27 protein-coding genes and 1 riboswitch are annotated in these 23,760 nt (G+C 38.8%); of the genes, 5 read left to right on the top strand and 22 right to left on the bottom strand.

The features are described 5' to 3' along the window. Nucleotides 1-18 precede the first annotated feature (18 nt). The 7 genes from spoIIIAB to SCI76_RS18165 all read right to left on the bottom strand — a co-directional run bounded on the left by spoIIIAB (nt 19) and on the right by SCI76_RS18165 (nt 4,703). Nucleotides 19-531, bottom strand: a complete 513-nt coding sequence (spoIIIAB, locus tag SCI76_RS18195; RefSeq protein ID WP_028411597.1) for a stage III sporulation protein SpoIIIAB — start codon at nt 529-531, stop codon at nt 19-21. A gap of 6 nt (nt 532-537) precedes the next feature. Then, nucleotides 538-1,485, bottom strand: a complete 948-nt coding sequence (gene spoIIIAA / locus SCI76_RS18190) for a stage III sporulation protein AA (protein WP_063248524.1) — start codon at nt 1,483-1,485, stop codon at nt 538-540. A gap of 65 nt (nt 1,486-1,550) precedes the next feature. Then, a complete protein-coding gene (locus SCI76_RS18185) occupies nt 1,551-1,832 on the bottom strand; it encodes a YqhV family protein (RefSeq protein ID WP_028411599.1) in 282 nt (93 codons plus the stop codon). A gap of 138 nt (nt 1,833-1,970) precedes the next feature. Beyond that, on the bottom strand, nt 1,971-2,528 hold the full coding sequence (efp, locus tag SCI76_RS18180) for an elongation factor P (protein ID WP_013059155.1): 558 nt from the start codon (nt 2,526-2,528) through the stop codon (nt 1,971-1,973). A gap of 19 nt (nt 2,529-2,547) precedes the next feature. Beyond that, nucleotides 2,548-3,606: a Xaa-Pro peptidase family protein gene (locus tag SCI76_RS18175; RefSeq protein WP_033579709.1), complete on the bottom strand. Its 1,059-nt coding sequence runs from the start codon at nt 3,604-3,606 to the stop codon at nt 2,548-2,550. A 1-nt stretch (nt 3,607) separates the two neighbouring features. After that, nucleotides 3,608-4,045, bottom strand: a complete 438-nt coding sequence (gene aroQ, locus SCI76_RS18170) for a type II 3-dehydroquinate dehydratase (protein WP_013059157.1) — start codon at nt 4,043-4,045, stop codon at nt 3,608-3,610. Between the two features lie 121 nt (nt 4,046-4,166). Beyond that, on the bottom strand, nt 4,167-4,703 hold the full coding sequence (locus tag SCI76_RS18165; protein WP_028411601.1) for a YqhR family membrane protein: 537 nt from the start codon (nt 4,701-4,703) through the stop codon (nt 4,167-4,169). A 313-nt stretch (nt 4,704-5,016) separates the two neighbouring features. Here SCI76_RS18165 and SCI76_RS18160 point away from each other — a divergent pair, with 313 nt between their 5' ends. Both SCI76_RS18160 and SCI76_RS18155 read left to right on the top strand, forming a co-directional pair. Beyond that, complete coding sequence (locus SCI76_RS18160; RefSeq protein ID WP_014458240.1) at nt 5,017-5,973, top strand: DUF1385 domain-containing protein; 957 nt, start codon at nt 5,017-5,019, stop codon at nt 5,971-5,973. A gap of 48 nt (nt 5,974-6,021) precedes the next feature. Next, nucleotides 6,022-6,420, top strand: a complete 399-nt coding sequence (locus tag SCI76_RS18155; RefSeq protein ID WP_013059160.1) for an SA1362 family protein — start codon at nt 6,022-6,024, stop codon at nt 6,418-6,420. A gap of 30 nt (nt 6,421-6,450) precedes the next feature. Here the strand turns inward: SCI76_RS18155 and SCI76_RS18150 are convergent, their stop codons facing one another. The 4 genes from SCI76_RS18150 to SCI76_RS18135 form a co-directional block, all read right to left on the bottom strand. Next, complete coding sequence (locus SCI76_RS18150; RefSeq protein ID WP_028411603.1) at nt 6,451-7,332, bottom strand: patatin-like phospholipase family protein; 882 nt, start codon at nt 7,330-7,332, stop codon at nt 6,451-6,453. 102 nt (nt 7,333-7,434) lie between these two features. Next, on the bottom strand, nt 7,435-7,866 hold the full coding sequence (gene mntR, locus SCI76_RS18145) for a transcriptional regulator MntR (protein ID WP_013085004.1): 432 nt from the start codon (nt 7,864-7,866) through the stop codon (nt 7,435-7,437). A 286-nt stretch (nt 7,867-8,152) separates the two neighbouring features. Next, nucleotides 8,153-10,711, bottom strand: a complete 2,559-nt coding sequence (locus SCI76_RS18140) for a vitamin B12-dependent ribonucleotide reductase (protein ID WP_255905614.1) — start codon at nt 10,709-10,711, stop codon at nt 8,153-8,155. A gap of 312 nt (nt 10,712-11,023) precedes the next feature. Further along, the gene (locus tag SCI76_RS18135; RefSeq protein ID WP_013085005.1) at nt 11,024-11,857 is read right to left on the bottom strand and encodes a biotin/lipoate A/B protein ligase family protein; all 834 of its coding nucleotides are present in this window, start codon (nt 11,855-11,857) and stop codon (nt 11,024-11,026) included. Between the two features lie 230 nt (nt 11,858-12,087). On the opposite strand from SCI76_RS18135, the gene SCI76_RS18130 reads away from it, so the two are divergent. Next, on the top strand, nt 12,088-12,471 hold the full coding sequence (locus SCI76_RS18130; protein WP_049166196.1) for a rhodanese-like domain-containing protein: 384 nt from the start codon (nt 12,088-12,090) through the stop codon (nt 12,469-12,471). A 44-nt stretch (nt 12,472-12,515) separates the two neighbouring features. Here the strand turns inward: SCI76_RS18130 and gcvPB are convergent, their stop codons facing one another. The 3 genes from gcvPB to gcvT are packed head-to-tail and all read right to left on the bottom strand — an operon-like array spanning nt 12,516 to nt 16,454. After that, on the bottom strand, nt 12,516-13,994 hold the full coding sequence (gcvPB, locus tag SCI76_RS18125) for an aminomethyl-transferring glycine dehydrogenase subunit GcvPB (RefSeq protein WP_028411605.1): 1,479 nt from the start codon (nt 13,992-13,994) through the stop codon (nt 12,516-12,518). After that, a complete protein-coding gene (gene gcvPA / locus SCI76_RS18120) occupies nt 13,987-15,333 on the bottom strand; it encodes an aminomethyl-transferring glycine dehydrogenase subunit GcvPA (protein ID WP_033579704.1) in 1,347 nt (448 codons plus the stop codon). Before gcvPA ends, gcvPB begins: the two co-directional genes overlap by 8 nt. A 20-nt stretch (nt 15,334-15,353) precedes the next feature. Continuing rightward, nucleotides 15,354-16,454 (bottom strand): glycine cleavage system aminomethyltransferase GcvT, encoded by a 1,101-nt coding sequence (gene gcvT, locus SCI76_RS18115; protein ID WP_255905615.1) that lies wholly within the window; start codon nt 16,452-16,454, stop codon nt 15,354-15,356. A 212-nt stretch (nt 16,455-16,666) separates the two neighbouring features. Beyond that, a riboswitch (glycine riboswitch) is annotated at nt 16,667-16,759 on the bottom strand. A 180-nt stretch (nt 16,760-16,939) separates the two neighbouring features. Between gcvT and SCI76_RS18110 the strand changes: the two genes are divergently transcribed. After that, nucleotides 16,940-18,613 (top strand): DEAD/DEAH box helicase, encoded by a 1,674-nt coding sequence (locus SCI76_RS18110; protein WP_255905616.1) that lies wholly within the window; start codon nt 16,940-16,942, stop codon nt 18,611-18,613. Further along, nucleotides 18,600-19,424, top strand: a complete 825-nt coding sequence (locus SCI76_RS18105) for a YqhG family protein (protein WP_221832016.1) — start codon at nt 18,600-18,602, stop codon at nt 19,422-19,424. Before SCI76_RS18110 ends, SCI76_RS18105 begins: the two co-directional genes overlap by 14 nt. Before the next feature lie 23 nt (nt 19,425-19,447). Here the strand turns inward: SCI76_RS18105 and SCI76_RS18100 are convergent, their stop codons facing one another. From SCI76_RS18100 to comGA, 8 genes are read right to left on the bottom strand one after another with little or no spacing between them, the layout of a single operon-like run. Further along, nucleotides 19,448-19,633 (bottom strand): YqzE family protein, encoded by a 186-nt coding sequence (locus SCI76_RS18100; RefSeq protein WP_013059170.1) that lies wholly within the window; start codon nt 19,631-19,633, stop codon nt 19,448-19,450. Nucleotides 19,634-19,676: 43 nt separating this feature from the next. After that, nucleotides 19,677-20,051: a competence type IV pilus minor pilin ComGG gene (gene comGG, locus SCI76_RS18095; protein WP_033579700.1), complete on the bottom strand. Its 375-nt coding sequence runs from the start codon at nt 20,049-20,051 to the stop codon at nt 19,677-19,679. Then, nucleotides 20,041-20,478 (bottom strand): competence type IV pilus minor pilin ComGF, encoded by a 438-nt coding sequence (gene comGF / locus SCI76_RS18090; RefSeq protein ID WP_048019759.1) that lies wholly within the window; start codon nt 20,476-20,478, stop codon nt 20,041-20,043. The genes comGG and comGF overlap by 11 nt, the downstream gene beginning before the upstream one ends. Further along, entirely contained in the window at nt 20,475-20,813 is a 339-nt protein-coding gene (locus SCI76_RS18085; protein ID WP_221832014.1) for a type II secretion system protein, read from the bottom strand. Before SCI76_RS18085 ends, comGF begins: the two co-directional genes overlap by 4 nt. After that, a complete protein-coding gene (gene comGD / locus SCI76_RS18080; RefSeq protein WP_016765559.1) occupies nt 20,797-21,234 on the bottom strand; it encodes a competence type IV pilus minor pilin ComGD in 438 nt (145 codons plus the stop codon). The genes SCI76_RS18085 and comGD overlap by 17 nt, the downstream gene beginning before the upstream one ends. Next, nucleotides 21,221-21,532 carry a competence type IV pilus major pilin ComGC gene (gene comGC, locus SCI76_RS18075; protein WP_221832012.1) on the bottom strand — a complete coding sequence of 104 codons (312 nt, stop codon included), beginning with the start codon at nt 21,530-21,532 and terminating at the stop codon, nt 21,221-21,223. Before comGC ends, comGD begins: the two co-directional genes overlap by 14 nt. Nucleotides 21,533-21,546: 14 nt before the next feature. Continuing rightward, on the bottom strand, nt 21,547-22,593 hold the full coding sequence (comGB, locus tag SCI76_RS18070; RefSeq protein WP_033579696.1) for a competence type IV pilus assembly protein ComGB: 1,047 nt from the start codon (nt 22,591-22,593) through the stop codon (nt 21,547-21,549). Continuing rightward, nucleotides 22,584-23,636: a competence type IV pilus ATPase ComGA gene (comGA, locus tag SCI76_RS18065; RefSeq protein ID WP_028411611.1), complete on the bottom strand. Its 1,053-nt coding sequence runs from the start codon at nt 23,634-23,636 to the stop codon at nt 22,584-22,586. Before comGA ends, comGB begins: the two co-directional genes overlap by 10 nt. Nucleotides 23,637-23,760: the final 124 nt, after the last annotated feature.

Below are 23,760 nucleotides of genomic sequence, written 5' to 3'. Positions count from 1 at the left end.
TTCAATCCTCCTCCATCGCTACATCAATAGGATGACCAGTAGCAATCCAGATAGAAAGCCTAAACTTTTAACCATTTTTTCATAGCGATTCTGCTTATCAACTGCATCTTGTTCTTCGCGTTCGAGATGGTTCAGCGTCAGCAAAATATGCTTTTGCTGCGAATAACGATCATGCTGACCAAGCGTTTCACCAAATTGTTTTAAGATTTCCAGTTCTCCTGTTTTAAGTGCGGTTTGTTTCCAAAATTGGTCCAACGTCTTTTCCCAAGCTTCCTTGACACTTTCAGTACCTTCTTTTAATTTCATTGAAAACTCACTAAATAAAGAAGCTAAAGGGTTAGGAAGCTGTAGAGATAACAAATGAGCAACTTCTTGAAGAGGCCGGTTGCTGTACATAATTTCCGCTTCTAACGACCGAAGAGCCGTTTTTAATTGCCTGAGCTGCCTAGGTCTTTCGCTAAGCTGCTTTGCAAACTCAAATCCTGTGTAAGTGGAAGCAAATAAGATAAAGATGGCACCAAACAGTTTCATACACCATCACCCTTTACTATTTTCAATAAGCGACTTTTCAGCGGTCAATTTCATGGAGTTATAATGCTCATCATAGATAGCCTGAAGTGTTCCAGGACCTCGGCTGTTCGATAGCACAACATACTTTTTAAATACGTGAAGTTTCATTAAAGCTTGCAAAGTGGGACGCTTCATTAAATCGTCAATGTCATACCCATGAACAGTCATAATGACACGAACACCAGCATTAACGGCTTCAAGTACGGCCTTACAATCTTCTTCACTTCCAACTTCATCCACGATCAGTACATCGGGACTCATGGAGCGAATCATCATCATCATGCCTTCAGCTTTCGGACAGCTATCTAATAAATCCATTCTAGATCCGAATGTATGCTGAGGAACCCCTTTAACAGCCCCAGCAATTTCTGATCGTTCATCTACAATCCCTACTTTAAACGGAGGAATCTTAGAGCGCTCTATGCCAGTGCTTATTACTCTGGCTAAATCACGAATCATGGTTGTTTTTCCTGTTTGAGGAGGTCCTATAATGACCGTACTTTGCCAATGGCGATTGTATAAAAAAGGAATAAGCTGATTCGAAATGCCAATCTTTTGTTTAGCAATCCGGATATTAAAGGATGATACATCACGAATCACACGAACCTGTCCATTTTCCGTTACAACTTTTCCCGCTAGTCCAACCCGGTGTCCGCCTTCAATGGTGACATATCCTTTTTTTAATTCTTCTTCAATCATATAAATCGAAAACTGGCTTAGTTTATTTAAGATAAATAAAGCATCTTCTGCACTTGGAAGATACGATTCGAAATAAGGCTGATTGTTGATTGTAAATTCGACAGGTCTTCCTATGCGCACTCGAATTTCTTCTAGCACATGAGAATGGTTTGTGACATAAAATTCAACAGTCTTTTTTAAATTAGGCGGAAAAATTGCAAGTATTTCGTTTAACATATTCATCCCCTCATATTTGAACTCACTTCAATGTATTATGAGCTTGACCATTTTATGCCTACCTTTTATTTAAAAACACCGATTAAAATGAAGAGCACTCCTATTACAATCATGATTAATTTTCCAAAAGATAATTGATCTGCTACGGACACTAAACCAATGGTGAAAGAACTCACCATTACAATCGGACCAACAAGCGCTAGCATTCCATTAATCATTAACGCTTTTTTCACATCATTGTTTGTGACAATTAAAATAGCGGCAATAAACTCAATAAATGAAGAAATAAATCGAAGGCACGCCATCGTTAATACCGTACCGTTTAAATGATCCAACCACTGCTTCATAAGCCCCTCCTATATCTCTGCGTTGTTTAGTACAACCTATGCAAAATAAGGAAGGGTTAGCACAAAAAAACACACAAAAAAGGCAGAGAATCATTCTCTGCCTTTTTCGTGTGTTTACAGCTTGCTTACACGACCGAATTACGCGCGTGATACGTAGCTGCTGTCTGTTGTGTTAATAATTAATACGTCGCCTTCATTTACGAAGAAAGGAACGTTTACTGTTAAACCAGTTTCAACAGTTGCTGGTTTTGTACCGCCAGAAGCTGTGTCACCTTTAATACCAGGTTCAGTTTCTGTTACTTTAAGCTCAACTGTGTTCGGAAGTTCAACACCTAATGTCTCACCTTGATACATCATAATTGCGACTTCCATATTTTCTTTTAAGAATTTTAGCTCATATTCAATTGCACTCGCCGGAAGCTCTAATTGCTCATAAGACTGGTTGTCCATGAATACGTGCTGATCGCCGCTTGCATATAGATATTGCATTTTACGATTATCAATTTGAGCTTTTCCTACCTTTTCACCTGCACGGAACGTTTTTTCTTGCACAGCTCCTGTACGAAGGTTACGTAGTTTTGAGCGAACGAATGCAGCGCCTTTACCAGGCTTTACGTGTTGGAAATCCATTACACGCCAAATACCCCCGTCTACTTCTACTGTCAAACCTGTACGAAAATCATTTACTGAAATCATGAAGAAATCCTCCTACATTTTATAAAATAATGAACTCTTTTGATGAGTGCGATAATGCCTCATTACCTTCTGCTGTGACGACCGTATCATCTTCAATACGAACGCCCCCTAAGTCTGGTATGTAAATACCTGGTTCAACGGTTACAATCATACCTGGCTGCAGTACATCTGTAGATTTCACAGAAAGCGATGGGCCTTCATGTACTTCTAACCCTACGCCGTGACCGGTCGAATGTCCAAAATACTGGCCGTATCCGTGTTCTGTAATATAATCACGCGTTAGCGCATCTGCTTCTTTACCCGTCATACCTGCTTTGATACCGTTCATTCCGTTAAGCTCTGCTTGCAGTACGACATTATAAATTTCTTTTAGCTTATCACTTACTTCACCGACGGCAAATGTTCGTGTGATATCTGAACAGTAACCATTATAGTATGCGCCAAAATCAAGCGTTACAAGTTCGCCTTTTTCAATTACTTTGTCAGAAGCAACACCATGCGGTAAAGCCCCGCGATGCCCTGAAGCAACAATTGTATCAAAAGATGAAGATGTTGCGCCTTGTTTTCTCATAAAGAACTCCAGTTCATTCGATACTTGAAGCTCTGTTAAACCAGGACGAACAAAGGTTAAAATATGTTCATATGCTGCATCTGCTATTTTTGCAGCTTCCTTTAATATCTTAATCTCTGAGTCACTCTTTATCAAGCGTAAGTTTTCGATTGCGTGCGAGATTGGAACAAGTTCCGCTCCGATATGCTTATCAAATAATTGATGCTGTCCATATGTAACATAATTCTGTTCAAAACCAAGCTTTTTAATTCCAAATTGTTTCACTACATTCGCTACTTCTTCTACAATAGGACCCTTGTGCTGAACGATATCAAAACCTTCTGTTTGACTAGTTGCTTGTTCAACATAACGAAAATCTGTTACAAATGCCGCTTTGTCTTCAGAAATGATAACGACACCAGCAGATCCTGTAAAATTGGTCATATAGCGTCTGTTATATTCACTTGTAACGACAACACCGTCTACATTCAACTTTGAAAACTGTTCGCGTAGTTTTTCGATTTTCATTTTATTTCCCCCTTAATTGTAAAAGTGCCTGCAGAGCAAGCTCGTATCCGTATAAACCTAACCCGACAATTTGACCATGCGTAACAGGTGCCGTCACCGAATGGTGGCGAAACTCTTCACGCTTATGTACGTTCGAAATATGCACTTCAATAACAGGAACAGATATACTGGCAATCGCATCTCGAATGGCATAACTGTAGTGAGTAAAAGCACCAGGATTGATCATAATCCCATCAAACTTTTCATCCGCTTCGTGAATCCAGTCGATAATTACACCTTCGTGATTAGACTGTACGCACTCAACTTCTACTCCGTGGTCTCTGCCTGCTCGCTGAAGCTTCTCTTCAAGATTTTGAAGATTATCTGTCCCATATACCGCTGGTTCGCGTACGCCTAAACGGTTTAAATTAGGACCGTTTATTACTAAAATCTTATTCATCTTATTTCAACACTCTCCCCTACTACGAACCCTTTATGCAGCTCACTTGTGTGAATTTACACTTTATTTTTCTTTTTAAATCATTATATAGAATATATTAGCATACGTTGGAACATTCACACTACTTATTCGCCGTTTGAAAATCTGTAGATTCGTCTTTTGTTTGAAGCTCTGCCGCTTCAAAAGAAATGGAATATCCGATGAATACACCATATAAAATATAAATACAGAGGGATGAAATAATTGTGTTAGCTGGAAGCTCTCCAATTGTTTTCAAGTTAGGAAAGAGCGGATTCAAAACAACGAATACGATTGCCCACCATAATAAGCCGTAAGCAAAACCTATCCAAATTGTTTTAAACTTCTTTAATAGGACGTAGTATAACAACCCGACAACAATAGATAATACCCCTATGAGAAAAATACTGACGATAACACCTATTCCTTTATCCTTCCAATCACCTAATGCCCATGGATCTAAAAGCATATTTGGATTGATAACACTAAAGCTAAACAGATAATTTAAATAGCCAATAAAGCTCCAGAAAACCCCTCCAAAAAAGGAAATAAAGATGGCTTTAAATAAAAAAGATATTTCCTGTTTATGCGTAGGTTGGTTATCCTGTTTTTTTTCATGCTGTTCTTTAGGTTCTGACATATTAATCACCTCTTGATGTAGTATGAACTTTTTTCTCATTTCCTACCGACTCATTTCTAAGTTTTTACGTTTATTACTCTTCCTATACGCAAGAAGGGCGCCTGATATCGCAGAGACATTTTAAAACTACTTCACACAGAGTTTCATAAAAAAATTTTATAAATGAAAGGAAAAAAATTCATATGAAGGGTGTGGAGATGAAAAATATTGGCTAAACTAGATAACATGCATCCGCCTAGAGGTTTATTTGATTTTGCTGTAGAATATAAAATACTAAGAAGTCTAGTCTAGTTAAGTTAGGTTGGTGCCTGAAATGTCTAAATTACAAAAACCTGCGTATGGTGGTCAAGCCGTTATAGAAGGTGTCATGTTCGGTGGCAAACGTATGATGGTGACGGCTATTCGCCGCAAAGATCAATCTATTGATTATTTTCATTCAAAAAGAAAATCAAATTCCGTACTCACTGCTTTAAAAAAAATTCCTTTTTTACGAGGAATTGCTGCTATTGTTGAAGCCAGTGCAAACGGTACGCAGCACTTGAACTTTTCCTCTGAACGCTATGACGTGAATCCAGAAGATGATGCTCAAGTAGCAGCAGAACAACAAAAAGAGAAAAAAGAATCAAAACTATCTTTAATATTTGGCGTTGCAACTATTGGTGTAATATCCTTTCTTTTCGGGAAAGTACTATTTACATTGATTCCTGTGTTTTTAGCACAATTGACACGTCCTGTTTTCACTTCAAGTGTAGCTCAAGTTTTTATTGAAGGAGTATTTAAACTATTATTGCTCCTTGGCTATATTTATGTGATTTCACAAACGCCACTTATTAAACGGGTGTTTCAATATCATGGAGCAGAACACAAGGTCATTAATGCATATGAAAACAATGCTGAACTTACGGTAGAAGCCGTTCAAGCACAATCTCGACTTCATTATCGCTGCGGAAGTAGCTTTATCCTCTTTACCGTAGTTGTAGGAATGTTTGTCTACCTACTAGTTCCAACGGATCCTCTTTGGTTACGAATTGTGGATCGCCTTGCATTAATTCCAGTTGTCCTTGGTTTATCATTTGAAGTGTTACAGTTAACCAATAAAGTTCGTCATGTCCCTCTTCTTCGCTTTTTAGGTTATCCCGGTTTATGGCTTCAGCTTTTAACAACCAAAGAACCAAAAGATGATCAAGTTGAAGTTGCGATTGCTTCATTTAAAGAACTTTTACGCGTTGAAAATGAACTTTCTTCTACCACTGACGAACAAGTTGTCTAATCCACACCGTTTTGCTTTCTTTTTTTACTATTTTAGGAGGTGAACAAAATGAGACGTCCATTCGTGAAACCACTTGTATATGGTCTAATCGGGTTAGGAGTCATTGGCTTTGCATTTACGTTGATTACAGATCCAGCTGTTTTATTACGTCAAGCAGGTTATATTTTTCTGTTTATCATTTTGTTTTACTTAGTTTATCGGTTTATTCTCCGCCCTTCTCAGACAAAAGGTCAAGATAGAGGCTATGTGCGCGCAGTAAAGCAATCGAAACTGCGTCAAAAAGAAAAAGAGCGAGGAAGCAACAAAGTTGATATGCATACGTACCGAAGCTCAAATAAGCGCCCGGTATCCAAATCAACGAAACCGCTAAAGAAAAAGAAAAACAACTCACACTTGACCGTCATCGAAGGTAAAAAAGGAAAAAAGAAAAATAGAGCATTCTTTTAAAAAAACAAGGAGAAAAGCCTCCTTGTTTTTTTAATAGCACCATTTTTTCAAAAATGCCCTTGTACGCTTTTTGCCAAACGCAATCAGCTCTTCCTTCCGTTCTTCTGTGAGGGTAAATTCTGTCGCAAAAACTTGATTAACAGGTAAAAAGATAATATTTTTCTCGTGACGTTTTGAAATATGTCTTGCATCGTGCGCATCTTTCATCGTCTCAAAAAGCGCACTGAATAAACCAACGGCATTTTTAATTTTATTCCGTTCTCTCTCTTCGTCCTTCGGACTCAGCTTCACACCAATTACCGGTCGTTTCTTCAAACTTTTATCATCATCAAATAAAAAAATTGGAAAGTTGCTTAACACTCCCCCGTCGACTATTAAACTGCTTGGAGTAGATTTTAATTTAACCGGCTCAAAAAAATATGGAATGCTGCAGCTCATCCGAACGGCTCTTGCTACAGAAAAACGATTCGGATCAATGTGATATTTAGGCAAATCATCTGGAAGAACAAGCATCGTACTGTTGGTCAAATCTGACGCAATAATACGCAGCGACTGATCAGGCAAATCAGCAAATGTACGAATTCCTCTGCTCCGCAACTTCTCAGCAATCCACTTTTCAAGCCTTTCTCCTTTATATAATCCCATTTTCCAATATAAAAACAGCCATTTTGTCAAGCTCGATGGTAAAAAGGACATTCTTTGATCTAGGAAAGAAGATAACTCAATTTCATTCATCATTTCAACGATTTCTTCACTTGTATAACCAGCTGCTACAAATGCACAAATAATGGAACCCGCACTCGTTCCCGCTAAGCGCCGAAAAATAAAGCCTTTTTCTTCTAGAGCTTGTAACGCACCAATCAGTGCAAGCCCTTTAATACCGCCACCTGAAAATACTCCGTCGACGTACACAGCCTCTCCTCCAAACTACCTACTCTACATTTGTAGTCGACTCAGCAACAAGTTATGATAAAAAGAAAAAAAGCAGTGACGCTATTGGCCGCTGCTTTTTCCTTATAATTTTTGCTCTTCTTCATTTCGTTTCTGTACATTGCGAAGATCTTGAATACGGTTATGATTTTCTTCAAAGTATTGAACCAAGTCCCCAATTCGATCAATGGAATTCCAGCTTAAATGATGTTCAATTCCTTCTACGTCATCATAAATATTCTTCTCATCCACGCCAATGATTCGCAATAGCTGCTCTAAGAGCTCGTGGCGATAAACAAGACGTTTTCCAATCTTCTGTCCCTTAGCTGTTAAAACAAGGCCTCGATATTTTTCGTAAATTAAGTACTCATCTTTGTCTAGTTTTTGAACCATCTTTGTTACAGATGAGGGGTGAACCGCCAATGCATCAGCAATATCAGACACTCGAGCGTATCCTTTATCTTCAATTAGCATATATATTTGTTCAATATAATCTTCCATACTCGGTGTAGGCATGAAATCTCCCCCAATTAATATTATGTATTGCTAATAATAAGTCATAAATGTCTGTTTCTTATAGTGATATCGTGTTCATGTTTGATAATCTATGTGAAAAAAAACGTGTAAATAAAGCGATGTCATAAGATAAAACTGGATAAAAGACATTCAATTAAAATCATACTACAATGCTTATTCAAATACAAGAACCGTTCTCTCCCGCTTCTTATTTATGCCCCATTTTCATACATAATAAAAGCCGACTCACTTGAGTCAGCTTTTACTAGTCAATCATGATTAAAAATTAAAGGCCGCATTTCAGCTGTGCACCACAGTTTGTACATGTGTTGCATCCGCCCATTTCCTCTACCGTTCCTTGACGGCAAACCGGACACGTATTACCTACTTCAGAACCGATTGTTACATCAGTTGAACGAATTTCATTAATTGTATCAACTAACACAACGTGTGGTTTTGTTTCTTCTTTTGGCGCTTCAATTTCTTCATCAAACGTATTTTCTTCTGCTTTTAGCGTTAAGACTTGTGCATCACGGCTTCCGTCTACGTACACCGTACCGCCTTTTGCTCCGCCTTTATACAGACGCTCGTACACTTTTTGAACTTGCTCTACCGTGTAACCACGAGGAGCGTTTACTGTTTTACTAATTGAGCTATCAATCCAGCGCTGAATCACACATTGCACGTCCGCGTGAGCTTGTGGTGCAAGTTCCATAGCTGAAATGAACCATTCAGGAAGATTGTTTGGATCTGCTTCTGGATGCTGATCTAAATACTCTTGAACGATATCAGCTTTCACTTCAATAAACTTACCCAAACGACCGCTTCGGAAGTATGAGAATGAGAAATAAGGTTCAAGACCCGTTGATACTCCAACCATTGTTCCAGTACTGCCAGTTGGCGCTACTGTTAATAAATGAGAGTTTCGGATACCGTGCTCTTTAATGTTTTCACGAATATCTTCAGGCATTTTTTTCATGAAGCCTGTATTTGTGAATGCTTCACGTAAAGAAGCCGTTTCAGCATCTGTTTCGCCCACTAAGAACGGGAAGCTTCCTTTTTCTTTTCCAAGCTCTACAGACGCGCGGTAAGCCGTCGTGGCAATTGTTTCAAACACTTTATCTACTAACTCATTGCCTTTGTCAGAGCCGTATTCTGTTTCACAATAAATAAGAAGATCGTGAAGACCCATTACACCAAGACCAACGCGGCGTTCGCCAAGCGCTTGCTTTTGGTTTTCTTCTAAGAAATAAGGAGTTGCATCAATAACGTTATCTTGCATTCTAACGCCCGTTTCAACCGTTTGACGTAGCTTTTCAAAGTTAACTGTTTTTGTTTCTTTATCTGCCATTTGCGCTAAGTTAACAGCAGCTAAGTTACAAACAGAGAATGGTGCAAGTGGTTGTTCACCACATGGATTCGTTGCAACAACGTGCTGACCATATGCTTGAGCATTTGTCATGTCATTGGCATTGTCGAAGAAGAAAATGCCTGGTTCAGCTGAGTACGTTGCACAAATATTAATTAAGTTCCATAGCTCTTTTGCACGGATAGTACGGTACGTACGAACTTTGTTTCCTTGTTTTGCCCACTCGCGCACGTCGCCTACTTCGTGCCAGTTTTCATTGTAGTTAGCCATTTCTTCTTTTGAATAGCTTTCTACGTCTGGGAAGCGAAGTTCGTATTCACCGTCGTTTTCAACAGCATCCATAAAATCTTTTGTTAAGCATACAGAAATGTTTGCTCCTGTTAAAAACTCTGAGTTATGAACGCTGTACGTTCCGCCTGTTTGCAGCTTTTCTTCTGCATCTTTAATGATTTTTTCACTGAACCCACCAAGACCAGGAATTTGTTTATAGTTAATGATTCCTTGGTACATTGCTTCTTCAGACTCTGTTAGCGGCGTGAACTTCAATTTATCTTGAGCGTGCTTTTTAATCATTTCGTCATTTGTGTTTTCAATTAAGAAACGTAAAATGCGAGGGTTTTGCATTTTAGAAATAATAAACTCTACAATGTCAGGATGCCAGTCGGCAAGCATGATCATTTGAGCCCCACGACGTGACCCACCCTGCTCAACAAGATGCGTCAGTTTAGCAATATCATCCAACCATGAAACCGAACCAGATGATTTGCCGTTTACACCGCGAGCCAGCGTGTTGCGCGGGCGAAGAGTTGAACCATTGGTTCCAACACCGCCTCCGCGGCTCATGATTTCCATTACTTGTTTGCGGTGTTCTGAAATACCTTCGCGTGAATCTTTTACATAAGGCATTACGTAACAGTTAAAGTAAGTTACGTCCGTGTCAGCACCTGCACCGTAAAGAACGCGGCCAGCGGGTACAAAGTTTAGCTGAACAAGCTCTTGATAGAACTTTTCAAACCACTCTTTGCGCTTTTCTTCTGTTTTTTCCACAGAAGCTAAGCCTGTTGCATTACGTTTTGCAATTTGCTCATAGAAGGCCTCTAGAGGTTTTTCAATGACATCTAAAGAACGAGTAATTAACCCATTTTCTGCTTCTTCAGGTGATAAAGCTCCTCTAAACTCATCTTCTACCTTGACAACAGCGGTTTTTTGCTCAAAATTAATGCTTTCCACATAGCCAAGTCCTCGTGCTGGAAATTTTGGGTCTTCCTTTACAGTTAGAACAACAAAATCTCCTTCTGATAACGTTAATTTTTCCGTATCTTTAAACGCATAGCGGTCTAACATTACCAATCTTGAAACACCTTTATGAGTTAACTTCATATCCGGTGTAATCGGATGTACTTGCGGAAAGCGTTCAATATCTGAATTGAGCTTTTCAACATTCATATTCACTTTTTGATTTAACAAAACAGTCATTCTCACAACTCCTTACCTATCGAACATCTATAAATTTATTAACTCTATTTCCTTTTAAAGGAAATAGAGTTTTTCAATCAACTATCAATAACTTACCACACGGCTTGGACGAATTCAATATATAGTATTTGACACTTCTCCAAACATCTACATATAGAAGGGTGTCAAGTGAAATATTTTTTTTTTCGTAAAAAAAGTGTTTGACTTTTCTTCCCTATGTATTCTATTAGCCAAGCATTGTTTCTAAAAATTCCAATAAAAAGTGCAACTTATAAGAAGTTGCACTTTTATCTATTTACCATCCGCATTCGTTTAGCGCTTAAAGTTCCATTCATCCGATCCGTACTTTGTGCGCGCTAGTTCTTCTACATATGCTTCCTCTTCTTCAGATAGTGTATACGGTTCTAAATCGATATCAAGAGCAGAAGCAAATCCTTTATAAAACGCTTCTTTTGCTTCTTCAATAGAGATTTTGCGGCCCGCAATTGCATTGATCGCTACCGCTTTAGAACGAAATGCGCGCTGCATTCTTTCTTTCACGCGGTCATTTGGGTAATTAAACACGCTGAATAATTTATCTTCATCAATCTCTAACAGGATAGAGCCGTGCTGGAGGATAACTCCCTTTTGTCTAGTCTGAGCACTTCCAGCAATTTTGCGGCCCTCTACAACTAGTTCATACCAAGAAGGAGCGTCAAAACATACAGATGAACGAGGGTTTTTTAAGCTATTTTTTTCTTCTTCTGAACGAGGAATAGCAAAATAAGCCTCGAGCCCTAACGAACGAAAACCTTCCAGTAAACCTTCTGAGATCACGCGGTATGCTTCTGTAACTGTCTTAGGCATATTAGGATACTCTTCAGATACAATGACGCTGTAAGTAAGCTCTTCATCATGAAGCACGCCCCTGCCGCCCGTTGGACGTCTCACAAAGCCTAATCCTAATTCTTTTACTTTATCAAAGTTAATTTCTTTTTCAGCTTTTTGAAAATAACCGATCGACAGCGTTGGAGGGTTCCATCCGTAAAAACGAATCGTAGGTGGAATTTCCCCTTTACTATGCCATTCTAATAACGCTTCATCTAACGCCATATTGTAATAAGGCGAACGGTTGTTGGAATCAATAAATCTCCACTTTGCTTTCATATACCTCATCCTCAGCTATATGTAATATAAAAAATAAATCCGTTTTTTAGTCTACCAAAAGATTGAGCTAAGGAAAAGCAAAGAGCAACATAAAACTGCGAATTCAAATGTGGTAGTTTTTTCATTTTGGGGAAGAAATCCGCTAGATTCAAGGCAAAATCGCTTTACTTCTAATTTCATTCACTTATATAATAAGAGTATGGATTTTGTCGAAGAAAGGAAGAATCAGCATGTCACCAATTACAGCAGTACTCATTTTACTTGGAGTAATCATCATATACTCTGTCGTTATGTTCTTTATCCAACGTCGCATTATGAAAACGTTAACTGAAGAAGAATTCCGCAGCGGCTACCGCAAGGCACAGCTAGTTGATATTCGCGAACCGAATGAATTCGAAAACGGACATATTTTAGGCGCACGAAATATTCCTCTTTCACAGTTCCGTATGCGCATTAAAGAATTTCGTCCGGATCAGCCTGTGTACATCTATTGTCAAAGCGGAATGCGCACAGGACGTGCAGCACAAATGCTTCGTCGCCACGGTGTTAAAGAAATCTATGATTTAAAAGGCGGCTTCAAAATGTGGAACGGTAAAGTAAAAAAGAAAAAATAATGGTATGTATATAGAAAAACCTCGCCTTTGGGCGAGGTTTTTTGTTAGACGTTTTGAACAGCCTGTTCTTTCTGATAGCGAAGAACTGGTTTTCTCGCTGCCAGCGTTTCGTCAAGGCGCTTCACAACCGTTGTATGCGGAGCTTCCTGTACGAGTTCAGGCGTCTCTTCTGCTTCTTTTGCAATTTGAATCATCGCATCGATAAACGCATCTAGCGTTTCTTTCGACTCCGTTTCCGTTGGTTCGATCATCATGCACTCTTCTACGATAAGAGGGAAGTAGATAGTCGGCGGATGATAGCCAAAATCAAGCAGTCGTTTCGCGATATCCAATGTGCGCACACCAAGCTTTTTCTGACGTTTTCCTGATAAAACAAATTCGTGCTTACAGTGACGGTCAAACGGCAGCTCATAGTGTTCTGCTAAACGACGCATCATATAGTTGGCATTTAGCACAGCGTTTTCCGTTACGGCTTTTAAGCCGTCTGGACCCATTGAACGAATATACGTATAAGCGCGAACGTTGATACCGAAGTTGCCGTAAAACGGCTTTACGCGTCCAATTGACTGAGGACGGTTATAGTCAAAGTGATAGCCTTGTTCTGTTTTCACAAGCACTGGTTTAGGCAGATACGGAATTAAATCTGCTTTTACCCCTACCGGACCAGAACCAGGACCGCCGCCTCCATGAGGACCTGTAAAGGTTTTATGAAGATTTAAATGAACAACGTCAAATCCCATATCTCCAGGACGAGCTTTGCTTAATACTGCGTTTAAATTTGCACCATCATAATAAAGTTTTCCACCTGCTGCGTGAACAATTTCAGCCATTTCTAAAATATCTTCTTCAAATAACCCTAGCGTATTTGGGTTTGTTAACATTAAAGCGGCTGTATCTTCTCCCACTACGCGGCGTAAATCCTCTAAGTCCACTAAACCATGTTCATTTGATTTTACCGTTACCGTTTCAAATCCCGCAACTGTTGCCGAAGCAGGGTTCGTTCCGTGAGCTGAGTCTGGAACAATGACTTTTGTTCGCTGCGTCTCACCATTTGCTTCATGATAGGCACGAATCATCATAAGCCCGGTCCACTCGCCATGAGCACCCGCTGCTGGCTGAAGTGTTACTTCATCCATTCCCGTAATTTCTGTTAAATGCTCTTGTAAATCATATAAAAGTTCGAGAGCACCTTGAACCGTTTGCTCATCTTGAAGCGGATGAATATGCGCTAACCCAGCAATGCGTGCTGCTTGTTCATTCACTTTTGGATTATATTTCATCGTACATGAACCAAGCGGATAAAACCCTGAGTCCACTCCGTGATTTCGTTTTGAAAGCGCAGTGTAATGACGCATAATATCGAGTTCTGATACTTCAGGAAGCTCAGGAGCTTCGGTACGGACATACGCTTTTCCAAGCAGCTCTTCAGCATTTACTTGCGGAACATCTAACTCCGGCAATGAATAGCCGATTCGCCCTTCTTTACTGCTTTCAAAAATAAGTGATTGATTTTGATTAAGCATGAAGATCCCCCAATTCATTTACAAGTTGGTCAATTTCCTCTTTTGTACGGAGTTCTGTAAAAGCAAGCAGCATGTGATTTTCAAGCGCTTGGTTATCACGGCTAAGATCATAACCGCCAATTATTTTTGATGCTAATAAATGATTGTTTGCTTCTGTTACCGAAACAGGAAGCTTCACGACTAGTTCGTTAAAAAACGGTCCTTCAAATGCTACATTTACCCCTTTTGCCTTTAACGCTTCATATGCATAATGCGTTTTTGATAAGTTTTGCAGCGCCATTTCTTTTACACCTTGCTTGCCTAAAGCTGTCATGGCAACTGATGCTGCTAAAGCATTTAACGCTTGATTTGAACAAATGTTAGACGTCGCTTTATCGCGGCGTATATGCTGCTCACGCGCTTGAAGGGTTAAAACAAACCCTCGCTTACCGTTTTCATCGACCGTTTGCCCTACTAATCGTCCTGGGATTTTTCGCATAAGCTTAGACGTAGTTGCAAAGTATCCGCAGTGCGGGCCTCCAAATTGACTTGGAATACCAAATGGCTGTGCATCTCCAATGACAATATCAGCTCCAAATTCTCCAGGAGGCGTAAGTAAACCTAATGATAAAGGATTGCTTGAAACCACAAACATACATTTTTCTTGATGAGTAATTTCTTCAATTTCTTTTAACGGCTCGATTTGTCCGTAGAAATTTGGATACTGGACAATAACAGCTGCCACGTCACTTCCCATCTCTTTTTCTAATGCAATCATATCTGTTACGCCGTCTGCTGCAGGGATTTCTACCACTTCAATATATTGACCCTTCGCATACGTTTTTAACACATCTTTTGACTCAGGGTGAACGGCCGCAGAGACAAGTACTTTTTTCTTTTTCGTTTGACCCGCACTGAGCATAGCGGCTTCTGCTAAAGCAGTTCCTCCGTCATACATAGAAGAATTGGCCACGTCCATCCCCGTTAACTCACAAATCATTGTTTGAAATTCAAAGATGGCCTGAAGTTCTCCTTGAGAAATTTCTGGCTGATACGGAGTATAGGCAGTATAAAATTCCGAACGAGAAATAACATGGTCAACAATAACCGGCATGTAATGATCATAAACTCCCGCTCCTAAAAAAGAAGAATATTCTTTCAAATGAGCATTTTTTGCAGCCATATTATTTAATTCTTTTAACAGCTGAGGCTCTGAAGCCGCTTTTTTAATATTGTATTCTCCTTGAAAACGAACGCGCTGCGGAATATCTGAAAATAAATCATCAACGGATGAAACACCAATTGCTGCTAACATTTGCTGCTGATCTTGTTCTGTCATTGGTAAATAGCGATGTAACATGTTAAATTCCTCCCCAAAGCTTACTTTGAACGTTTATAAAAAGGTGTTGAAACCACTTTTGCTTTTAAGCGTTTTTTCCGAACCTGCACTTCCACTTCTTGACCAAGCTCTGTATACTCTGCTGATAATAGCGCTAAACCGATGTTTTTCTTTAATGTCGGTGACTGTGTACCTGTTGTCACAAATCCAATTTGTTCTTCATCTGCAAATACTTCGTAACCGTGTCTTGGTATACCTTTATCAATCATTTCAATTCCTACCAGCTTACGAGGTGCCCCGCTTTCACGCTGTTCTTTTAACACTTCTTTTCCAATAAAGCTGTCTTTGTTCGTTTTTACTGCAAATCCAATTCGAGCTTCAATTGGCGTAATATCTTTTGAAAGCTCTTGGCCATATAAAGCCAAAGTAGCTTCAAAACGAAGCGTATCGCGAGCGCCTAGTCCGCAAGGCAACACACCGTCCTCACTTCCTGCTTCTAAAATAGCCGTCCACAAGTGAGAGGCGTCAGCTGAAGAACAATAAATTTCAAAACCATCTTCTCCGGTATATCCAGTACGTGAAACGAGAGCTTTTACATTCGCTACTTCTACATCATCAGCAAATGTAAATGGCTTTAATGAAGCTAAATTTTTATTCGTTAACGTTTGTAAAACTTTTTCTGCTAAAGGACCTTGTAATGCTAGCTGCGCAGTTTCATCAGATTGATTAACGAGCGTTACATCTCCTTGTTTGTGAGACACAAGCCACTCATAGTCTTTTTGAATATTAGCAGCGTTTACGACCAGCAAATACTCTTGATCTGCTTTTTTATAAATCAGCAAATCATCTACCGTGCCTCCGTCTTCATAACACATAGCTGTATACTGTGCTTTTCCATCTAGAAGGATAGAAACGTCATTTGTCATCGTGTGCTGAAGAAAAGCTAAGCTATCAGCTCCTGTTACAAGAATTTCTCCCATATGAGAGACATCAAAAAGACCTGCCTTTGTACGTACAGCTTCATGCTCTTCTTTAATAGAAGAAAATTGAACGGGAAGAGCCCATCCTCCAAAATCAATTGTTTTGGCACCATATTTTTGATAGATATCATAAAGCGGCGTTTTGTGTAATTCTGTTGTCATATTTATGTCCTCCTCTTTTTCACGTGAAACTTTTCATAACGGGGAGTTTTCAAATAGTGTGGGGATCACTATGTATCCAAACAAAAAAGGACAGAAAACCCCCTACTGTATTTAGTAGGAAGTCTCTGTCCTTTTCACCTGAAAGTTTACCTATAAACGAATAGGTTTGCCTCGTGGGTGGTCTATAAACGCATAGACACTCTCCAGAGCTGCGTCAAACAAGAGTCTTTTTGCCTGAGAGATTCACAATTTTATTGCTTGCTCCTTCGGCGCTACATTCAAGTAGTCTCTCCCCGTGTCGTCATTCGCTTCTATAAAGTTGATAAAGTTGGGCATACTACTGAAAGATGTATCTATCTTTATTCACACAATCATTTGTAAAGTGCTAATCTATTTTCTTTTTCAAATTTTCTAAATATATTTTTATCCTACCTGATTCTTATCATTTGTTCAATAAAAATTTTTTACAAAGGAGCATTTTTATCATGAAAGTGAAATTAAACATCGATGAAACATGGGAAGCAGCCTTCTCAACTAAATTGGAGCAAGACGGCCCTTGGTCTGCATGGGATTTGTATAAACTTGCCTATGAAATAGAAGACCAAACGCTTATCTCAGAATTTGAAGGGCTACAAAGCCCAAAACATCTAGCCGATTTAACGCCGCTTCCTCATCAGCTCGAAGTAGCCAAACAAGTAGTCGAAACAATGAATGGGAAAGCCATTTTAGCAGATGAAGTAGGACTAGGAAAAACGATTGAAGCAGGGTTAATTTTGAAGGAATATATGATTCGCGGGCTTGTTAGAAAAGTTCTCATTTTAGTTCCAGCTTCGCTTGTTTCACAGTGGGCTATGGAATTGAATCAAAAATTTTATATTCCCGCGGTCCCTCAAAGAAAATCATATGTGTGGGATCAGTGTGACATCGTTGTGTCTTCAATTGATACAGCAAAACGGTCTCCTCATCGAGAAATTGTGCTAGAACAAGACTACGACCTCATCATCATTGATGAAGCTCATAAACTTAAAAACAACAAAACAAAAAACTATGAATTTGTTCAAAGCCTGAAAAAGAAATTTTGTCTGTTGCTAACCGCAACACCGATTCAAAATCGAATTGAAGAAATTTTCAACTTAGTCTCTCTTTTAAAGCCTGGCCATCTCGGCAATAAAGACTATTTCGAAGAATTATTTTCTGCTAAAAAACGCTCTTTGCAAAACGATGAGCACTTAAAAGAGCTTGTTAACAAAGTTATGATTCGAAATCGCCGCCATGATACGGGTATCGAATGGACGAAGCGAATTGTTCAAACCATTCCTGTTGAATTTTCACCGAAAGAACGCGAGCTATACGATGCGATTACGTCTTTTAAAGGAAACGGACTGCACCCTTCAAGTGCTTTTTCAATTTTAACCCTGCAGCGAGAGGCCTGCAGCAGCCGTGAAGCGGTGTATATGACATTAAAAAACATGCTGGAACGTCAGGAAGATCAAAACAGCGCATTAACGGAACATATGATTACTCCGTTAATGCAACTACTTCAGCAAGTGCCGCAAAATGCAAAAGCAGAAAAAGTGCTAGAGCTCGTTCAAAAAATTGATGACAAAGTCATTATTTTCACTGAGTACAGAGCAACTCAACTGTATTTACAGTGGTATTTAAAACAGCATGGAATTACCTCTGTACCGTTTAGAGGCGGATTTAAGCGAGGTAAAAAAGACTGGATGAAGCAGCTTTTTGAAAGCCACGCGCAAGTATTTATTGCCACTGAAGCGGGCGGAGAAGGAATCAACCTTCAGTTTTGTCATCATATCATTAACTATGATCTACCGTGGAATCCAATGCGTCTAGAACAGCGAATTGGAAGGGTCCATCGTTTAGGTCAAAAACATGATGTTCACATTTACAATTTAGCCATTCAACATACGGTCGAAGAACATATTTTAAAATTGTTATACGAAAAAATAAACCTTTTTGAACGAGTTGTTGGAGAGTTAGATGATATTTTAACAAAGCTTGATTTAAAAAATATCGAAGAGCATATTCAAGATATTTTATTTCATTCACGGAGTGAAGGAGAAATAAAAATCAAAATGGAGAACTTGACGTCTATTATTCAATACGAAGACAGCGAGGAGGATCAGCATGCAGCAAACTGACATTCATCAATTTTTAAAGCGTTACTTTCTAGCTAATAATTGTTCTATTGTCACAGAAACACCCTCTTATCTAACGGTTCAATTAACAATCGAACTTGACAAAGAGTTGATGAATCGTCCATTTTATTGGCATTATGTTGAAAAGACAGGCGGAGAAGCAAATCCTGCTTCACTCACTTTCATTACAGACCCCGCGTTTGAAGACGATTCTGTTCAAGGAGAACGAATTCATTTTGGCTCACCTAGGCTGCATCAAATTTTCGCTTCTACTCAAAAGCTAGGCGGGTTTATTCACTTGTATGAACAAGTTTCATCAGCTCAGCCAACAAATCAGCCTTTACATCCTTGGCTTGCGTTAAATATTAAAGTCTCGTACAAATGTGATCGTAAAAAAGACGAGCTCTTGTCGCTTGGCATTAATTTAATCAATGGACAAATCGTTGAATCATTTCATGAATTAATCATTAATCAAAATTTGTCATCTAAAATCTCGGACTATTGCTTTACTCTTTCACCTTTTATTAAACCGAAAAGTGCGATTGCACGACTCACATCATACGTGACTGACTACGTTAAAACTCAACCGACTGAATGGGCAGAAAAAGCGCAGGAAAGATGGTACGAAGACTTAGCGCTTCTTGATCATTTTTACGAAACAGCAGAAGAGCTGCCAGAAATATATATGACCGAAAAAACAGCGCTTCAAGAGCTGTACGAACCGACCATCTTATTTAAGTTTATAAACGGTGGCTTATTTTACATATCGCCCGAAACGATGTCACGTCAATTTAATAAAACACAAGCCGGTTAAAAAAAGATGAGCATATGATATGCTCATCTTTCTTTTTTCTTGCGGTACCACAGCATAAACGACAGCGGAATCATTCCAAACCATCTGTTCGCAAAAGGTGCTCGCTCTTCTTTTTTTTGAATCTTTTTCGTTTTCCTCTCTTCTTTTGGCTGATCCATATATTGTACAAATTGCTGAGTCATATATTTTACATAATCATTCGTTTTCATATAATCATCTCCTCAGCACTATTATATCCGGAGGGAAAGAGACTTAATCCGTCCACTTCACAATGTGTTGGTCCTTTTTTTGAATATATGCGGTTTCTGTCAATGCTCTTCCTTGCAGTGTTTGACACTTTATTTTTAGGATAATCATCTGTTCATCTTCACTTACTACGTCGTATGAAACCGTACCCGTTTCTAACACTAAGGGTGCAGATGGAGATTTATTATGTTCTTTTATTTCTTTTTTTACATGTACAACCGCGTTTTCTAAAAGATGCTGCAGACGATTTTTCTGCTCTACTTCTTGATAAAATGAACTTTTCGTCACAAAATAAGTAGTTTGCTGAGCTACTAACAGAAGAAAAAGCGCACAAAATGCCAACACAACCGGGAGAATAAACCCTTGCTCATTATGTTTCATAAGCAAGCATCAAAAACGTCGTAATGGTTTCTTCTCTAACTTTGTTAACACCATCTGTTGAACGAATCAGCAGCCTTTCTTTTTGCTGTTCATACATGATATTCTTAATATGCTGCAGCACAACTTCATGACCGCTTTCATCCACTCGTCTTCTTATCTTGTCTTCGTATCGTTCATAAGTGATGATCTGATTATTTTCCATTTTCAACGTAAGCGTAGTCGCATGAATTCTCACTTCTTTTGCTTCTCGATATTCCATAGCAAGTTGATTCACAAAAATTTCCCACTCCATTTCATTCATACTAAAGTCTGGATTATATGTTTGCTTAGCTAGCGGAATGATAATGGGGAAAAATGAAACAATGATCAAAAAAAGACCAAAACTGACTAACATCTCTACAAGCGTAAAGCCTTTTTCACTTTTCACTTCAACATCACATCACACTTCTTTTTCATTTTATCAGCGGAATCTGTCCATTCTACACAAAGCTTTTGAGCAATTTCTCCGTTCCACTTCAGATAAAACACAACGTTTTCTTTTACGATTTTTTCTCGCCGTTTATATCCTGTTTCATATTTATATTTCAATAGTTCTTCGTGTAAGATAGCATCAGCTTGATACGAAACATATTGCTTCTTTTCTTCTTCCCTCATCTGAACATACAAAGGAATAATTGTACCGGTTAGGAGTAAAAGCATGCTAAATGAAACAAGCATTTCTAACAAGGTATAGCCCTGCTGACCCTTACATCTTGTCCACATAAAAACGCCCTCTACCTATTTGAAAAGTAACTTTGTATTTAAACTTTTGACTGCTGATAAAAATGGTCTTTGCTTGAGAAATATTGCCGTTTTTGTTGTATTGTATCGTGGAATTGCCGCTTCCAAACGTGATATGAATGGTGGAGTCATAGGCGCGCTTATAAAGAACGGCACGAGAATCAGAAACAATATATTCTGTTCCCTTCGGTGCAAAGTTAATTTTAATTGGAGATTCTCGATTCATGGCTGTCTGCTGCACATAAAACGTGTCGCTTTGCAGCTGTCGCAAGAATAATGTGATTTTGTAATATTCCACAAGCGGCCGAATGGTTACGATAATGGAAAACATCATCACTTGCACAATAAATAAAACCATCAGCATCTCAATGAGGGTAAATCCTTTTTGCTTAAGAAGAACCACTAGCCGTAACCTTTCCGGTACCGTCAATTTGAATAGCTTGACCATTTGGACACACGGTGCCTTCTTTTAAGTAGCCTCCTGCTTCAAGCTCTTCTAGACTTGGTTTTTCGCCGTTTTCAAGCTCATATACTTGTACCTCAGCCTCTACGGTTTTGACAAGAGCTGAGCAGCCTTTGTTGTTAATAACCGTATTATGCTTTAATACATTTGGAATCATAATGAGCAAAAGCACGGTAATAACGAGCATAACGATTAACATTTCAATAAGGGTAAACCCTTTATTACTTTTTAGAATCATATTCTTTCACCCTTCTACAAGCTCGACATCACTTCTAACATCGGAAGCATAACGGACATATACATAAGCAGAATGACCATTCCGATGAACAAAAATGTAAGCGGCTGTACATATTTTAAAATACGAAAAATAAATTGTTCCATTCTTTCCATCATAAATAGACTGTAATCATACAGCTCTTGAGAAAGCTCACCGTTCTGCTGGCCATGCACAATAACATGAGCCAAGTCTTTTTCATAATGAGATTTAGCTGAAACGATATGATCTAATCGCATTCCTGAGGAAAGTTGATCTGTAAAAGCAAAAGCTTCCACTTGAAAGAACGGATGATGCTCCTGCTTTTGAAAAAGAGCAAAACATTCATAAATAGATAAACCACCGTTTAATAAATTGCTCATATGAACAGAAAAAAAGTAGGAGTTAAATAGTCGTGTGAACGTTCGGATAACGGGAACTCTCATAAAAAGCTGCATTTGAACTACTGGAGGCAATTTTTTAATGTAAATTACATAAAACAAATAAAGGATGATTGGCATACTGATGACTGCAGGTAACACAAAAGGAAAGAACGACATCGCCTGCATAAATAAGAGGATAAACGAAGACTGCTTGTTTCCAAAGGATAAGTACAGAGCTTCAAACTGCGGAAGTAAAACCGTACTTAAAACAAATAAAATGGAAAGAATAAACAGAAGTAGCAATACGGGATATTGAACAAGCTTTTGAAATTTTTTACGATGCCTTACTTTTTCTTCAATCATTGAGCTACTTTCTTTTAAAGCAAATTGAAGGTTTCCATGCTGTTCCGCAAAATATAAATAGCTTAAAATATCACGGTGAAACTGAAGTTTAACAAAAGCATCGTGCAAAGATTCTCCTCGTTTTAACTGCTCAAGACATTTTTCAATATCCGTTTTTTCTTTGTTAGATACTTGAAACGTCAAAAATGAAAGAGCTTGAGAAAGAGTGTAGCCTTTTTCTAAGAGCTTGGAGACCTGCTTAAGAATTTTTGCTTGCTGAGCGAGAGACCACCTTTTTTGTCTATTTGTCTTTACCCCCATCCGTCTAGCGAATGCGGATATAAATAGCCTAGCGCGATTCCTTTTAGAATAACATCTCGGAGCGTCTTATAATCATAATCCGCATTTTCTCCTTTCACTTCTCTCATCACTGCGCTAAGCTCCTTGCCATAAAGCAATTCGTATATACTGGACTGACGATGCTTCCTCATTTTTTTACAAGCAGGGTGGCATTTTCCCGAACACAGCGGACAGCGAATTTCTACAAGACGCTGTGCAGCTACTGCTACAAGAGTCTGCTCCATTTCTTGAAAGCTAACGCCAAACTCAAGCAGCCTGTACAAAGATCCTTTTGTATCTTTAGTATGCATCGTTGTCAAAACCAAGTGTCCGGTAAGCGCTGCTCTCACAGCAATTTTGGCGGTCTCACTATCTCTTATTTCTCCCACCATGATAATGTCTGGATCATGGCGCAATATAGCTTTTAAACCAGTCGTATACGTAATCCCTGCGCGTTCATTTACCTGCACTTGAAGCACGGTTTCACTCGGTTTTTCAATAGGATCTTCTAGTGTAATAACATTTCGATTAAAAAGGTGCTTTACTTCGTGTAAAAGAGTATATAGAGTAGTGGTTTTACCTGATCCTGTAGGACCGGTAAAAATAATTAATCCATGAGAGAATTTCAAGAGAGAAATAAGCTTTTTAGTATGTTCAGGAAAAAGAGATAAATGTTTGAGAGAGGTAGATTGTTGATGAGGCAAAAGCCGAATAACAAGACTTTCATCATGAGAAGTAGGAAGAGTTGATAAACGCAAATTTACTTGATAGTGATCAACGGAAGTGGTCAATGCACCATTTTGAGGTTTTCTGCGCTCCCCAATATCCATTCCCCCTAAAAATTTAAAATGCGAAATGAGCCGTTCAGACATTTCCTTTGAAATAACCCTCTTTAAAATAAGCTCCTGGTCAATTCGCAGCTGAATCACAGCATCTTTCTTTCGGGGCACAATATGCACATCAGAACTTCGACACTCACATGCATCTCGTATAACGTAAGTAGCAAACTGTTCAATTTCGGTCAAACGATCATCACTCCTTTATTTGTAATGAAGATGATTCTTAAAACACCTAGAAACAGTAATTTCGACCTTTTTCGAGATTTTCCTTCTTCTTTTTTCATTTTTATAATTTTTTTCGTATACGCTT

This window comes from Priestia sp. HNGD-A6 (assembly GCF_045784335.1).
GTDB lineage: Bacteria > Bacillota > Bacilli > Bacillales > Bacillaceae_H > Priestia > Priestia zanthoxyli.
The sequence above is the reverse complement of the archived record's forward strand: the minus strand, read 5'-3'. Positions and strand labels throughout refer to the sequence as shown.